Source organism: Mesorhizobium sanjuanii, assembly GCF_002529485.1.
Taxonomy (GTDB): Bacteria; Pseudomonadota; Alphaproteobacteria; order Rhizobiales; family Rhizobiaceae; genus Mesorhizobium; species Mesorhizobium sanjuanii.
In genome coordinates this window covers 1-14,572 of sequence record NZ_NWQG01000076.1, presented here as the reverse complement: position 1 = coordinate 14,572, position 14,572 = coordinate 1, and the positions used below count along the sequence as shown (strand labels likewise).

Annotated in this window: 13 protein-coding genes; 8 read left to right on the top strand and 5 right to left on the bottom strand. The window is 62.7% G+C overall.

Annotated features, from left to right (window positions below; all coding sequences use genetic code 11):
• The coding region (locus CN311_RS13385; RefSeq protein WP_133117174.1) for an ABC transporter permease at positions 1-983 on the top strand (983 nt) is incomplete at its 5' end.
• A gap of 4 nt (positions 984-987) precedes the next feature.
• On the opposite strand, the gene CN311_RS13380 is transcribed toward CN311_RS13385, so the two are convergent.
• Entirely contained in the window at positions 988-2,043 is a 1,056-nt protein-coding gene (locus CN311_RS13380; RefSeq protein ID WP_097574186.1) for an ABC transporter ATP-binding protein, read from the bottom strand.
• A gap of 122 nt (positions 2,044-2,165) precedes the next feature.
• Between CN311_RS13380 and CN311_RS33650 the strand changes: the two genes are divergently transcribed.
• Positions 2,166-2,288: a hypothetical protein gene (locus CN311_RS33650; RefSeq protein ID WP_280954035.1), complete on the top strand. Its 123-nt coding sequence runs from the start codon at positions 2,166-2,168 to the stop codon at positions 2,286-2,288.
• A 201-nt stretch (positions 2,289-2,489) separates the two neighbouring features.
• Entirely contained in the window at positions 2,490-3,347 is an 858-nt protein-coding gene (locus CN311_RS13375; RefSeq protein WP_097574185.1) for a hypothetical protein, read from the top strand.
• 38 nt (positions 3,348-3,385) lie between these two features.
• Here CN311_RS13375 and CN311_RS13370 read toward each other — a convergent pair whose 3' ends face one another.
• Positions 3,386-3,922, bottom strand: coding sequence for a TetR/AcrR family transcriptional regulator (locus tag CN311_RS13370; RefSeq protein ID WP_097574184.1), 537 nt, complete (start codon positions 3,920-3,922; stop codon positions 3,386-3,388).
• Positions 3,923-4,066: 144 nt separating this feature from the next.
• On the opposite strand from CN311_RS13370, the gene CN311_RS13365 reads away from it, so the two are divergent.
• Positions 4,067-5,404 carry an efflux RND transporter periplasmic adaptor subunit gene (locus CN311_RS13365; RefSeq protein ID WP_097574183.1) on the top strand — a complete coding sequence of 446 codons (1,338 nt, stop codon included), beginning with the start codon at positions 4,067-4,069 and terminating at the stop codon, positions 5,402-5,404.
• On the top strand, positions 5,401-8,484 hold the full coding sequence (locus CN311_RS13360; protein ID WP_097574182.1) for an efflux RND transporter permease subunit: 3,084 nt from the start codon (positions 5,401-5,403) through the stop codon (positions 8,482-8,484). Before CN311_RS13365 ends, CN311_RS13360 begins: the two co-directional genes overlap by 4 nt.
• Before the next feature lie 130 nt (positions 8,485-8,614).
• Here CN311_RS13360 and CN311_RS13355 read toward each other — a convergent pair whose 3' ends face one another.
• Positions 8,615-9,076, bottom strand: coding sequence for a L,D-transpeptidase (locus tag CN311_RS13355; protein ID WP_097574188.1), 462 nt, complete (start codon positions 9,074-9,076; stop codon positions 8,615-8,617).
• 617 nt (positions 9,077-9,693) lie between these two features.
• On the opposite strand from CN311_RS13355, the gene CN311_RS13345 reads away from it, so the two are divergent.
• Positions 9,694-9,891 (top strand): hypothetical protein, encoded by a 198-nt coding sequence (locus CN311_RS13345; protein ID WP_097574181.1) that lies wholly within the window; start codon positions 9,694-9,696, stop codon positions 9,889-9,891.
• A 38-nt stretch (positions 9,892-9,929) separates the two neighbouring features.
• Here the strand turns inward: CN311_RS13345 and CN311_RS13340 are convergent, their stop codons facing one another.
• Complete coding sequence (locus CN311_RS13340; RefSeq protein ID WP_097574180.1) at positions 9,930-10,616, bottom strand: response regulator transcription factor; 687 nt, start codon at positions 10,614-10,616, stop codon at positions 9,930-9,932.
• Positions 10,617-10,661: 45 nt separating this feature from the next.
• Between CN311_RS13340 and CN311_RS13335 the strand changes: the two genes are divergently transcribed.
• Positions 10,662-11,441, top strand: coding sequence for a response regulator (locus CN311_RS13335; protein WP_208866488.1), 780 nt, complete (start codon positions 10,662-10,664; stop codon positions 11,439-11,441).
• 55 nt (positions 11,442-11,496) lie between these two features.
• Positions 11,497-13,584, top strand: a complete 2,088-nt coding sequence (locus tag CN311_RS13330) for a hybrid sensor histidine kinase/response regulator (protein ID WP_165779692.1) — start codon at positions 11,497-11,499, stop codon at positions 13,582-13,584.
• A gap of 130 nt (positions 13,585-13,714) precedes the next feature.
• Here CN311_RS13330 and CN311_RS13325 read toward each other — a convergent pair whose 3' ends face one another.
• The gene (locus CN311_RS13325) at positions 13,715-14,125 is read right to left on the bottom strand and encodes a hypothetical protein (protein WP_097574178.1); all 411 of its coding nucleotides are present in this window, start codon (positions 14,123-14,125) and stop codon (positions 13,715-13,717) included.
• Between the last annotated feature and the right edge of the window lie 447 nt (positions 14,126-14,572).

Sequence of the window (14,572 nt, the reverse complement as noted above, 5' to 3'; positions counted from 1 at the left end):
TGATCTATCAGGACCTGTCGAGCTTCGGTCCCGGCGTGCTGCCGCAGATCACGGCGCTGTCGGTATTGGTCGGTGTGCTGGCGCTGGCCGGTGTCGCTTGCCAGACCCTCGCGCTGCGCGGCGTCACGCACCGCTTCACCGCTGGCACGCCGACGCGTTTCGAGCTCGGGCGCTACCACTTGCCACTTGCCGGCCTTGCCTGGCTGGTGATCGGCTTCATTCTGGTGCTCCCGGCCTGCGCGCTGCTGGCGACGTCGCTCGTCCCGTCCTTCGGCGTGCCGCTCGGCTGGCAGACGATGACCGCGTCCAACTATGCCGAGGTTCTGGTCCATCAGGCATCGACGGTCCGCGCCTTCCGCAATTCCATTCTTTTTGCCGGCGGCGCGGCGCTTATCCTCGCCGCCGGCGTCATTCCGGTGACCGCAGTGCTCGAACGGCTCGGCCGGCGCTGGCAGCGCTTCCTCGGCGGCATCGTCGACCTGCCCTATGCCGTCCCCGGTGTCGTTCTTGCCATCGCCTGCATCCTCCTGTTCCTGCGCCCGCTGCCGCTGATCGGCAGCCTCTATGCAACGGCGTCGATCATCGTGATCGCCTATATGATGCGGTTTTTCACGCTCGCCTTGAAACCGGTAGCGACCGCGGTCGGGCAGATTTCACGTGACCTCGACGAGGCGGCGGCGGTATCGGGAGCCGGAGCCCTTCGCCGGCTCATGACGATAACCGCGCCGCTCGCGGCGCCGGCGGCCGTGGCGGGCGGCCTGCTCGTCTTCATGAGCGCCTTCAACGAACTGACGGTCTCGGCCCTGCTCTGGTCGAGCGGCAACGAGACGCTGGGCGTGGTGCTGTTCAGCCTCGAGGAGGCCGGCCTGGGGACGCAGGCCGCGGCGATCGCCGTTTCCACGATCGCCGTTGTCGTTGTCCTGCTGCTGGTGCTCGACCGGTTCGGACAGCGACTTCCAGCGGGTGTGCTGCCCTGGCGATAATGGGTCAGACGTCGGGGACCACCCACGCGTCCGAGGCTGCGATGCGCACCTTCTGGCCGACTGCCAAAGTCTCTGTGCTGTCGATCAGCAGTTCCTGCCGTGATCCCTGTTCCGGTGCCGACAAAGCCAGCCTCACCTCATGGACCGGGCCGCGATAGATGCTGTCGAGCACTGTCGCCGGAATGCCTTCGGGTGAAATCCGCAGCGCTTCCGGCCGCAGCAGGATCTTGGCCGGCCCCGCCGATGTCCCGGCACTTCGCGCCATGAGGCGATACCCTGCTATATCGACCGTTGCGGTCTTCCCGGCGGGATCCACCACTATCCCCGCAACGATCGACCCGCGCCCGACAAAGCCGGCGATCGTCGCATTGGCCGGCGCGCGGTAGACCTCCTCCGGCGCTGCCGCCTGCAACACCTTGCCCTGACTCATGATGGCGACACGGTCGGCCAATGCCAGGGCCTCGGCCTGGTCGTGGGTGACATAGACGATGGTGGCGCCGGTGCGGCGATGGATGTCGCGAAACGCATCGACCATGGAGGCGCGCAGATGCATGTCGAGATTGGCCAGCGGTTCGTCGAACAGGATGATCCTGGCGTCGGCGACCAGGCAACGCGCCAGCGCCACGCGCTGACGCTGGCCGCCGGACAGTTCCTCGATGCGGCGGCCTTCAAATCCGCTGAGCCCGACGATGTCGAGAACAGCGCCGACACGGCCGGCGATTGCGCCGCGCTCGACATGCCGGGCCTTCAGCGGATAGGCGACGTTTGCCGCGACATCCATATGTGGCCAAAGCGCATAGGACTGGAAGACGACCCCGACGCCGCGTGCCTCCGGTGGTACCTGCCGTTGCGGATCGGCCACTAGTTCCTTGCCGAAGAAGACGCTGCCCTCGCTGGGCGCCTCGAAGCCGGCGATCAGCCTCAGCATCGTGGTCTTGCCGCATCCGGACGGGCCGAGCAGCGCGGTGAAGGATCCCGCCGGGAAGTCAAGCGAAACGGCGTCAAGTGCTGCCGTCTCGTTGAACCGCTTGCTGAGGCGCTCCACCTTGATTTCGCTCATGCTTCACCCATTGGCGTATCACCGCGCCCTGCGTGAATCTCATCAACGCGACGCGCTTTAAGGTGGGCAATACGTTGGAAAGCCGGCCATGACAATGATGGCTGCGGCAAGGGTTTCCTTGCTTGCTGCGCCGTCCAGCCGCGATCACCGGCAAGGTCGTTCCGGTGATCTGCCTGGCTGACGGTGGGTTCGTGCATGGCATCCTTGACGGTGTTCGATCGAGTTCGCGCGGCTACAGGCTGTGAACATTCGAAATCGTGACTTGCGTCTTCGCGGCTCGGATTTGTTGGATAGGCCCGGGGCAGATTCCGGGTTCATTGTCATACGGGCAAGCCATTGAAATCCAGTGGTGTTTTGATTTCAAAGCTTCTAACCGTTAATGCCAATGAAATCATGGGAACTGCAGATCCACCACGCCGGAAGTCTGGGGTTGAAGCACGGGGACGATGGCACTGAACGCTGAAGACATTGCTGGCCATCCGGCGTTGCACCGCTGTGTCCAGGCGCAGTCGCTGGCGCTTATCCAGATTTATGAAGCGAGCCCGCGGCTTGCTTCCATATTCGCCACGCAGCAGCGCTGGCTGATGGGCCATGTCGGTCTTGCCTTGCATTTCAGGCGAGACCTGAGCGACCATCGCAAGGAATTGACTGCAGCCCGTTTCATCGAGGCCATTCGCCAGCATTCGGTGGCCAGCCGCAACACCGCCGAGGCTTTCATCAAGGAGATGCTGCGTTATCGTGTCGTCGAGTATCTGCCGACGCATGGGGATGGGCGTGCCCTCCCTTTCGAGGTCACGGCGGCCACTGTGAAGACGTTTACCGGCTGGGTCACCGCTCATCTGCAAACGCTGGACAGCCTCGACGGCGGAAGCCGGTTGACCACGTACCTCGCGCAACCCGATATGCTTGCCAGATTGCAGCCGCTGGTGGCGGACGGCCTGCTTTCTTCTCAGCCGGTGCGCGAGCCCAAACAGACTTTTTCCCTGTTCATCTGGCTCAACAATGGCGGCATCGTCATGGACCGGTTGATGTCCGGCATCGATCCCGACCACGCGGGTCTCGACCGGATCCCAACCAGTGTGGTGTCGATCGTGGACTTCGCCAACTGGCTCAAGCTTTCCCGGACCCATCTTTCACGCAAATTGCGCGACGCCGAAGATCTCGGCAGCGTCGGTTGGCTGGGCCGGCGTGGGCATTCGGTGATGTGGGTTTCGAAGCAGTTTCATCAGGAATACATGGCCGTCCAGGCCGCCAAGCTTGCCATTGTCGATGCAGCCTTCTCGGCGTGCTTTTCGACCTCCTGAGCTACCTACCCTTTGAGCTTTCCCGACGCCCACGGCAACTATCCCGCAATCCGTAGCAAGGACGATATCAGCAGCCCGCGTTCGTCGGCCGAAAGGATATCTGAATCGAAGAGGTTCATGCTGCGAAGCCCCTCGATGGCGAGAAAGCAGACCAGTAGCGCCTTGAGATCAGGCGTTTCTCCTTTCAGCCGCTCGAAGAGCTGCCGCTTGAACGATTTTATCGGCGTCAGGAAATCCGGATCCTCGGCGATCGCCGAAAATATCCACGAGGCCGACGGTTGCGGCTCCTCGCAGTCGCTGGCCGAAAGCTTGATGTAGATGGCAAGCAGGCTTTCGCCGCTGGCTCCGGCCTTACGTGCGGCCTCCAGCGCCCGCTCGAACTCGCGCAGGTAATCTTCCACCAGCGCCTGCATCAGCTTTGCCTTGGTCGGAAAATTGTACAGCAAGCCGCCCTTCGAGACACCCGCACGGCTGGCGACCGCATCCAGCGACAGGCTTCCAGGCCCAGATTCGCGGGCAACATCGGCGGCCGCGGCGAGAATCTTCTCGCGCGAATTCGATCTTTGGGCTTTCATGGCGCCCTCCCATCGCAACATTAGGCCCAATTGACAAGACCGTCCAGACGGTACAGTAAGATCGCCGTTATTTGAAATTGGGACCTGCCGTGGATAGTGTCCCGACACCGACCGCCATGCCGGTCGCCGCTTGAGGGGACACTCTTGTTCAGACGCATAATTCAGATAGTCGTCATCGCCTTGGTTTTGCTCGTGCTGGTCGCCGTGGTCGGCGGCATCGTTGGCTTCAACTTCCTGCGCGACAACGGCATCAAACAGTATTTCGCCACGATGAAGCCGCCGGCGGCGACCGTGTCGACGACCATCGTCAAGCCGATCAGCTGGACGCCGGGCGTCGAGGCGATTGGCACGGTGAGTGCGGTGCGCGGCGTTGACCTGACTGTTGAGACCGCCGGTATCGTCAAGGAGATCCTTTTTCACGCCAACGAGAAGGTCAAAGCCAACGCGGTTCTCCTTCAACTCGACGATGCCGTCGAACGTGCCGATCTCGATGCGGAGAAGGCTCAAGCCGTGCTCGTCCAGACGGCGCTGACGCGCGCCGTCGAATTGCAGAGGCGCGGCGTCGGTGCGGACGTTACGCTTGACACGGCGCGGGCAACCGCATCGGCCACCCTCGCACAGGTGAACAAGATGCAGGCGGTGCTTGAGCAGAAGCAGTTAACGGCGCCTTTCGGCGGCACGGTGGGTATCCCGAAGATCGACCTCGGCCAGTATCTGGCGCCCGGCACCGCCGTGGTGACCTTGCAGGACCTGGACACGATGCGGGTCGACTTCTCGATTCCCGAACAGCAGCTTCCCCTGTTAAAGATCGGCCAGACGGTTCGGCTGGGCATCGGCGGCGGCGACATGCCCTTCGCCGGCGCCATTCGCGGCATCGACCCCAAGATCGACCCGACAAGTCGGCTGGTGACCGTCAGGGCGGAGGTCGCCAACCCCGAAGGCAAGCTGACGCCCGGCCAGTTCGTGCAGGTGCGCGTCGAACTGCCCGAGGAAAACAATGTGCTGGCGCTGCCGCAGACGGCGATGACCACCAGCCTCTACGGCGACTTCGTCTTCGTCGTGCGCCCAGCCAAGACGGAAGCCGCCCCGGCGGCTCCAGCAGCGAAGCCCGGAGAAATGCCCGCCTCTCCGGCAGCCGATAAGCCCGCTTCGGCGGATGCTGCCAAGCCGGCGGACGCCGCGAAACCAGCGACGGACGCAGCGAAACCCGCTTCCCCCGCGCCTGCTGCAAAGCCCGAGGAGAAGGCTGCCGGCGCGGCCAACCCTGCAGCGGAAGGGCAGAAGCCTGAACTCGTGCTCTCCCAGGTGTTCGTCAAGCCGGGCCGTCGCAATGCCGGTCTCATCGAGATCCTGGAGGGCATCGCGCCCGGCGACGAAGTTGTCACGGCCGGCCAGAACCGGCTTTTCAACGGCATGTCCGTTGCAGTCGACAACACGATCGACCCGACCAAGCCGGTGAACCTGCAGGCAAGCCAGAAATGAGTTTCTCCGACATCTTCATCCGCCGTCCGGTCCTGTCGACCGTTCTGGCCTGCATGATCCTGCTCTTGGGCTTCCAGGGCATCTTCAACCTTTCGATCCGGCAATATCCGAAGGTTGACGAAACCGCCATCACGATCACGACGGCCTATCCGGGCGCCAGCGCCGACCTGATCCAGGGCTTTATTTCGGCGCCGATCGCCCGTGCCGTCGCCTCGACGGAAAACATCGACTATGTGACGTCGTCGAGCCGGCCATCCTCCAGCACCGTGACGGTGCAGATGAAGCTCGGTTCCAACCCGGATGTCGCGCTGACCGAGGTGCTGTCGAAGGTACAGGGGGTGCGCGGTACCTTGCCGGAAGCATCCAAGGATCCCGTCATCGTCAAAGGCACCGGACAGCAGTTCGCGATGATGTACATCTCGATGCAGAATCCGAACATGACGAAGGAGCAACTGACGGAATATATCGAGCGCGTCATCCGCCCGCGCATGTCGACGGTCGAGGGTGTCGCTGACGTCCAGATCTTCGGCGCGCAAGAGTATTCGATGCGCGTCTGGATCGATCCGGTCAGGCTTGCCGCGCGCGGCGTGACGGCCTCGGAAGTGCTGACGGCGATCAACAATTCCAATTTCCTGTCGGCGCCCGGCAACACCGAGAACGAATATGTCGTCTCATCGATAACCGTGCGCTCGACACTCCAGACACCGGAGGCGTTCGCCGAGTTGCCGCTACGCTCGACCGACGGCAATGTGGTGCGGCTGCGCGACGTGGCGCGTGTCGAACTCGGCGCGGAGAACACCGACACCAGGGTCAGCTTCAACGGCAAGCCCGGAACCTTCCTCGCCATCTTCCCGACCCCGGCGGCCAATCCGCTAACCACGGCGGCAGCGCTTACCAGGCTCGTGCCGCAGATACAGGAGACGCTGCCGAAAGGCATGACGATCGAGGTCGTCTATGACGCAACCGGACAGATCAGCGCCTCGATCGACGAAGTGTTCAAGACCATTGCCGAGGCAGTGGCCATCGTTGTCGTCGTTATCCTGCTGTTCCTCGGCTCTTTCCGCTCGGTGATGATGCCGATCGTCACCATCCCGCTGTCGCTGATCGGCGTCTGCTTCCTTTTGTTTGCGGTGGGTTACTCGATCAATCTCCTGTCGTTGCTGGCCATGGTGCTGGCGATCGGCCTTGTCGTCGATGACGCCATCGTGGTGGTGGAAAACATCCACCGCCACATGGAAGAAGACCACATGTCGCCGATGCAGGCGGCTTTCAGCGGGATGCGAGAGATCGCCAGCGCTATCGTCGCAATGACGATGACGCTGGCGGCCGTGTTCGCGCCGCTGGCTTTCACGGGCGGCCTGACAGGCGCGCTGTTTCGTGAGTTCGCGGTCACGCTCGCCGGCTCGGTGGTGCTGTCGGGCGTCATCGCCGTCACCATCACGCCGATGATGTCGGCGCGCCTGCTGAAGTCGGGCACGCCGGGCCGTTTCCAGCGTATTGTCGACGGCACTTTCGCGCGGGTCGAGCACGTTTATGAGCGGGCCGTCACCGGTTCGCTGAACTATCGCCCGCTGACGCTGATCATTGTGCTTGCGCTTGTCGGCGTGACCGGCTTCATGTTCACCAAGACTTCGGGCGAATTGGCGCCGGAAGAAGACCAGGGCTTCCTTCTCTCGCTGGTCACGGCGCCGCGTTATGCGACATCCGATTATACCGAGACATACGTCAACCAGATTCTCGGTCTGGTCAGGGACATTCCGGAAACGCGGGCCCAGTTCTCGGCCGTCGCCTTCGGCGGCGCCACAAACAGCGCCTTCGTCGGATTTGCCTTCAAGGATTGGGCGGAACGCAAGCGCAATTCCAAGGAGCTGCAGGCTGACATTACCGCTCGTATCGCCAAAGTGGCAGGCGTCGAGGCCTTCGTCTTCGCGCCGCCGACGCTGCCGGGCTCCGGCGGCGGCCTGCCCATCGCCATGGTGGTGCGCTCGACGGGGCCCGCTTCCGAAGTGTACGAGGTGGCCGAGCAAATCAAGAACAAGGCCCAGGCCTCCGGCCGTTTCATCGTCGTGCAAAATTCAATGGCCTACGACGCACCGCAGGTGACAGTGACCATCGACCGCGACCGTGCCGCGGCCCTCAACCTGCCGATTGCCGATATCGGCCAGACCTTGACGCTGCTCGTTGGCGGCGCCGAAGTGGCGCAGTTCGACCGCGACTCCAACAGCTACGACATCATCCCGCAGGTGCCGCAGGAATTCCGCGACAACCCTGAAAAGCTTGGCGAATATTACGTGCGTAGCGTGGACGGGAAGATGGTGCCGCTGTCGGCGGTGGTGAAGATTTCGACCAATGCTTCGCCGGCCGCCATCGAGCAGTTCAACCAGCTGAATTCCGCGACGATTTCCGCGCTCCCGCTGCCCGGCGTCACCACCGGCGACGGATTGAAAGCCCTTGAGGATATCGCGAACGAGAATCTGCCCGACACCTTCTTCATCGACTATTCCGGCCAGTCCAGGCAGGAGAAGGAACAGGGCAACACGATTCTGATCGCTTTCGGCGCGGCCGTCGTCGTCATCTATCTTGTGCTGGCGGCGCAGTTCGAAAGCTTCCGCGACCCGCTGATCATCATGATGGCGGTGCCGCTGTCGATCTTCGGCGCCATCGTGCCGCTCAATCTGGGCCTCGGAACATTGAACATCTACACGCAGGTCGGCCTGATCACGCTGATCGGCCTGATCACCAAGCACGGCATCCTTCTCGTCGAGTTCGCCAACCAGCAGCGCGAGCAGCACGGCATGCGGCGGCGCGATGCCATCATCGCCTCGGCCAAGGTGCGGCTGCGGCCGATCCTGATGACGACGGCGGCGATGGCGCTCGGCGTGGTGCCGCTGATTACCTCCAGCGGCGCGGGCGCCGCGGCCCGCTATTCGATGGGCCTGGTGATCTTCACCGGCATCCTGGTCGGCACCATGTTCACCCTTTTCGTGGTGCCGATGTTCTACACTTTCATCGCCAGCAAGGACCTGCCGCATCATGCCGAGAAGCCCGACCCGAAGCTGATGCCGGCGCTACAGGATTAGAACTGACGACCAAATAAAAAGAGGCCGGAAAATCCGGCCTCTTTGGCTGCTTGACTTTACCGCCGCCTTCGGCGGGAAGCCGGAGCGGTGAAGCCCGATAGCTCAGGCCTTACAACCGTTCCAACGCAGCCTACTTGACGATGACGATGCTGGTGTTGGCCGGGCCGAAGACCTCGACAAGCTGGTAGAAATCGGCGGCATTGTCCGGATGCAGCCGCACACAGCCATGCGAGGCCGGCTGCCCCAGGCGTTTGACGGCATTGGTCGCATGCACGGCGTAGCCGCCGCTGAAGAAGACCGAATGCGGCATCGGCGCGTTGTCATACTTCTTCGAATACCACATCTGATGCATGCGGGTCGGCTTGAACGAGCCGGTCGGCGTGACATACCCCCTGGCGCCGGTCGAGACCTTCCAGGCGAAGGTCCGCCGGCCGTCGACCAGTACTTCCATGGTCTGCTGCGAAAGCGAGACCCGCGCCACGATCTTGTTTGCGGCTTGCGCAGCGCCATTGCCGGCGCCGAGGAGAAAGGCCGCGCCCATCAGGGCGGCAGCGGTGATGTGGATGAGCTTGGCGGAAATGGTGGTGTGCATGATGTCCCCCTGTCTGCCGGACCTGGCCGGTTCCAATTCGATGACCGGCTTATCCCCGCAGCGTGTTTCGAACAGATTTCGCAAGATATGCGTTTCTGTTTCGAATCTGTTTCCCATGGTTAACGGAAGCGAGCCGCCTGGAGCGGATCTTTCGGAGTGGAAACCGGCGGCGCCAGTGCCGGCTGCCACCGAACCTGGCGGGCGGAAGATGCCGGCTAATCCCAAGCGAAAGCCCATTTTTCTCTAATATGAAAGAAATTTGACTACGCTCGAAACCAACTTGCAACAGAGCGCGGCGTGGGGCGGCATGATGTGGATACAGGCCAGCCGCAGATTTGACCCAACGGAAACAGCCGGCACCAAACGAAAGTTTGCACGAAATCGAAAGTGGTTCTGTTTCCCCGCCACGGTCTGGATCGTTTCCAGCCCTGCGCGTCAACCGGCTCAAGGCCCTCTGGCGGGTCGGTTTTGGGCTGAAGAAGATGCGCGGCCCCTCCGGCAACTTGCAGCCGAGAGGACCGAAGGCCCGCGCCGCGACGGGGGGCTCCGCAGCGGCGCGGGCACTTCGGGAGGTATCCCGAGGCATGACGTATATCTGAATTTGGGGAGTGGATACGATGAACACGAAATTTGCAGCTTCTGTGCTTTCCGCACTGCTCTACGCACAAGGTTTGCTCGGCTTTGCCGGCCTTGTCACCGTGCTTCTGAAGGACCGTGCTCAGGCGACCGAATTCGTTATTACCGGCGAAATGGGGGCTCGCAAAACCGGCCCTGGCGAAATGCCGTCAGGTCCGTCGCTTCTCGTGGTGCGCTGAGCATCAAGACCTGTGGACAGCAGGTGGCCACCCTGCCCTCAATCGGTGAACTGCATCGGCGGGTCGAACCGATAGCCCGCACCCCTTATGGTGGTGATGGTTTCGGTGTCGAGCTTGCGGCGCAGCCGCACGATGCGCGAATCGATCGAGCGATCGAAGGCATCGGCATTTTCAGCGGGCGCTCCGGCAATGATGTCGTCTCGCGTCAGCACCTTGCGCGGACTGGCCAGAAACAGCTTGAGCAGCGCCACCTGGCCTGGCGACAATTGTTCCTCCGTGCCGGAGCGGTGCATGACCATGGCCGACCGGAGGTCGACCGTTGCGTTCTCCAATACGATCAACTCCCCGGCGCTCCTGCCGCGCCGCGTCAGCAATCCACCGATGCGGGCGGCAAGTTCCCTGACATTGAGCGGGCTCTCGACGACGTCGGCCGCACCCAGTTCGAGCGCCAGCACCTTGTCGACCAGATCGGTCGGCCGGCAGATCAGGATGAAATCCGGCCCGCCCTCGCCGCCATAACGCCTGAGCAGGTCACGCCCTTCCGCCTGGCTGAGGCTGTCGCCGATGATGGCGACATCGATGCCCTTTCCCGAAAGCAGGGATTCGGCCTCCCAGGGTTGGCGCACCGTGCGCACATCATGGCCGCGCCGATCGAGATGGTCGGCGAGATCGGTCGCGACCGCATCGGCGACGGAAACAAGCGCAATAACGGATCGTGCGGCCATTTTTCCTACCATTCCCTCAGCAACCGAATATGAGCGCTGGACATGATGTTTATACCCAATCTACTTTCCACTGAAAGCGGGAGCGAGAGCATAGTGCGGGCACGAATAATCATCGTCGAGGATGAGCCCGATCTGAGGGACGCGGTTGCCGAGTATCTCGGCGCCAGCGGCTACGATGTAGCGACGGCTGAAAGTGCCGCGGCCGCGCGCAGCTTGCTGGAAACGCAGTCGTTCCATCTGGCCATCCTCGACATCGCCATGCCTGGCGAGGACGGCCTGTCGCTCGGCCGCTGGCTGCGCTCGAAAATCCCGATCGGCGTCATCTACGCCACCGCCGCCGGCACCGCGCTCGACCGCATCGTCGGGCTGGAACTCGGCGCCGATGACTACATCGTCAAGCCCTACGAATTGCGCGAGGTGCTGGCGAGGGTCCGCAGCGTGCTGCGCCGTGTCCCCCAACCGAGCGAGCCGCAGGGCGTCAAGGCCGAAGCAGCGGCCGACCGCCGTGCCATGAGCTTCGGGCCCTTCCATGCCGATCTCGATGGCAGGTTCGTCACCGGCGCCAATGGCACGGTCATCGATATGGCCAAGAGCGAGTTCGACGTGCTGGAGGTTTTCCTGACGCGAGCCAACCGGCTGTTGACGCGGGCCGCGATCTCCGAGGCGATCGGTTTCGTCGAGGATCCGGAATCGTCGCGCGCCGTCGACATCCGCATCATGCGGCTGAGAAAGAAGATCGAGGCGGACCCGTCCAATCCGAAATTCCTGCGCACGGTGCGCGGCGAAGGCTATATCTTCTCGTTGCCGACCGGTGAAGGCAACTGAACGGGCCGCTGGTATCCGCTCTGGCCTGGCACGGCTCTGGAAATGACGGCTGACAATGACTGCTGAAGCAGGACACACCGATGTGCACGGCGCCAGGCAAGGCGCGGCGATGGCGGCTGTCAATGTCGTCCGCCGGTTGCGCGAAGCCGGTGACTGGCAGCGCGAGATGGAAAACATCCTTGCCACGCTCTGCACGGCGCTCGATTGCCAGCGCGGCATCCTGTTTCGTCTGCGCGAACTGCCCGGCCAGGGTTTTGCCCAGTCGGTCGCGGCCTACTGGATCGACCCCCGGTTTGGCGGCGAATTGGCCTCGCCGACGGTCATCATGCAGTCGGTCGTCAATTCGGATCCGCTGCTGGAGCGATTGGGCGAGGATGAACGGCAAGGCAAGGTCTTCGCCGGACACACGCGCGACCTCGAAGGTTTCCTGAGAACCGATTTCGAAAAGCAGCACATCAAGTCGTTCCTGTCGGTGTCGGTCTTTGCCCACGGCCATCTGTGGGGCACGCTGGCAATCAACGATTGTGTGAACGAGCGTGAATGGACCGACGAGGAAGAGGCGGCGCTGCACATCATCGCGCTGGCCATCAGCGACGCCATCGAACGATCGCTTTCCGATGCCCATGCCAGCGAGGTCATCCGCCGGACCATGCTGCAGGCCTCGCTCGATGCCATCATCGTCATCGACGAAACCGGCTCGATCATCGAATTCAACCCGGCCGCCGAAAAGATGTTCGGCTACCAGCGCAGCGACATCCTCGGCAAGGACCTGCTCGACACCGTCGTTCCGGAATATTATCGCAAGGGCTACGTGTCAGGCGCCGATTACATGTCGGGCCGCGGCGCGCCGATGGTCGGCCAGCGGCTCGAGACCGTCACCCAGAACGCGGCTGGCGAAGTCTTCCCGATCGAATTGACGGCAACCGAGATGCGGGTCGCCGACCGGCGACTGATCTTCGGCTCGATCCGCGACCTGCGCGACAAATTGCGCGCCGAGGAGGAGATCGGCCGCCAGCGCGAAAAGCTGCACCAGAACGAGAAGATGGCGGCGATGGGCTCGCTGCTTGCTGGCGTTTCGCATGAGCTCAACAACCCGTTGGCCGTGGTCGTAGCCCAATCGACGCTGTTACACGAATTCGCCTCCGATCCGCAGACCAAGGTGCGCGCCGAAAAGGTCCGCGCCGCCGCCGAGCGCTGCGGCCGCATCGTCAAGAGTTTTCTGTCGATGGTGCGTCTGCATCCAGCGGCCCAGGCCGAGACCGATCTCAACCAGGTGGTTCGCGCCGCCCTCGAAGTGACGGCCTACGGCGCCAGATCAACCGGCATCATCATCGATACCGATTTTGCCAGCGGTCCGCTTCTGGCCATGGCCGACGCCGACCATGTGACGCAAGTGGCCGCCAACTTCCTCGTCAACAGCCAGCACGCCCTGGCCGGCATCGGCGGTGACCGGCTGATCAAGGTCCGGACCTTTCGCAGCGACCACGGCAATCCCGGTTTCTCCGTCGAGGATAACGGCCCGGGCGTGCCGGAGGCGATACGCGCCCGTATCTTCGAATCCTATTTCACCACCAAGCCGGTCGGCGTCGGCACCGGTATCGGCCTGTCGATCTCGAAGTCGATCATCGAACGGCACAATGGCAATGTCTGGTTCGAGGAGGTCGTGCCAAGGGGCGCGCGTTTCGTCGTGCAATTGCCGGCGATCGCCGCCAGCGGCGCCGTTGCGGGCGAAAGCCCGGCGCGGTCGAGCGGATTGCGCCATGCGCTGATCATCGATGACGAGCCCGACGTCGCCGCCTCGCTCTCCGATATTCTGGAACTGATGGGCATCAAGTCGCGCATCGTGCCAATCTGGGCATCCACGGCTGCGACCCTGGGCGGGCACATGCCGCCGGACATCGTCTTTTCCGATCTGCGCATGCCCGGCACCAGCGGCATATCGATCTATCGCGAACTGCTCGCCGAGCGGCCCGATCTGGCACGGCGCTTCGTGCTGGTCACCGGCGACCTGATCGGCGCCAAGGCCGAGATCGAGGCCTTGCCCGCGCCGTTGCGGCCACACATCCTGGAAAAGCCGTTCAGCACGCTGGACGTGCGCGGCGTCCTATCGGCCATTGCCGAACAGGCGGCATTGGGAAGCTAGAAGCCTTAAAAAGAAGGCCCCCAACCGACGATGCGGGCGGGAGCCTGACTTGAGCGCTGGAGGACGCTCGGGCAAGCATGATCCCTGGAAGGGGGAACCGGTCTTCGAAAAGATCATGCTCGCCAAAAACTCAAAAAACGTTTGGTGTGCTGGCCAGCGGAGTTGCATTCGCGATCATGCGGACGGCGCGGGCTCTGTGCACCCCGGACTGCTGGGCGATGGCGCGCAAGCAGTCCACGCTCTCGGCGCCCCAGACTTGGCCCTTGCAGGCAAAATCGATCTGCGGCATCGGCAGGCGCCCGGTCTTGGTCGTGGTTGTCGCGCCGTCGATGATGTTGGCGGGTGGGTTCAGCGAGGCAAAGGCCGGGCCAACGGTCGGCGTGAACGCCATGCCGACGAATGCGGCGGCAGCCAACACCGTGAACAGCCCCATCGGATGATCGCTGGCGCGCTGGCGCAATGCCAGCTTCGGGCGGCGCTCATTGCGCTCCGGGGCCTGAAACTGGTGATCGTGGCCGGCGGTGTGGATCTTGGTAAACATCGTTGTTCCCTGTCGTCGATTTTCTTTTTTCAGTAAAACGAACTTAACCGCGCCTGGTAACGGGCGAATGGTGCACCCGCTTTCTCGTGTAACGGCTTTGAAACGAGAAAATTCAGCCGTTGTTGGCATGTTTGGCCACAGCCGACACAAGGTTCGTTTCGAAACTGTTTGCTGTGACAAGGACGCCGACAGCACCCCCTCTAGGCCGGAATCAGGCGCCGGACAGTGATCAATCCCACACTTCTGAATGGAATTCGGGGCAACGGCGATCTTTCCACGCAAGACGCGGTTGCTTTCTCGGCGCGGCAGCCCCGAATCCTCACATGGCGCGCCCGTTTCACAACCCATGTTAACACCCGGAATTTCCGGGATTTTCTGTCGTCATGCTGGTCCTGAAAACGCCAGAGCTCAACTCTCTGCAAACTTCTGATCTCCACAAGCCATTGC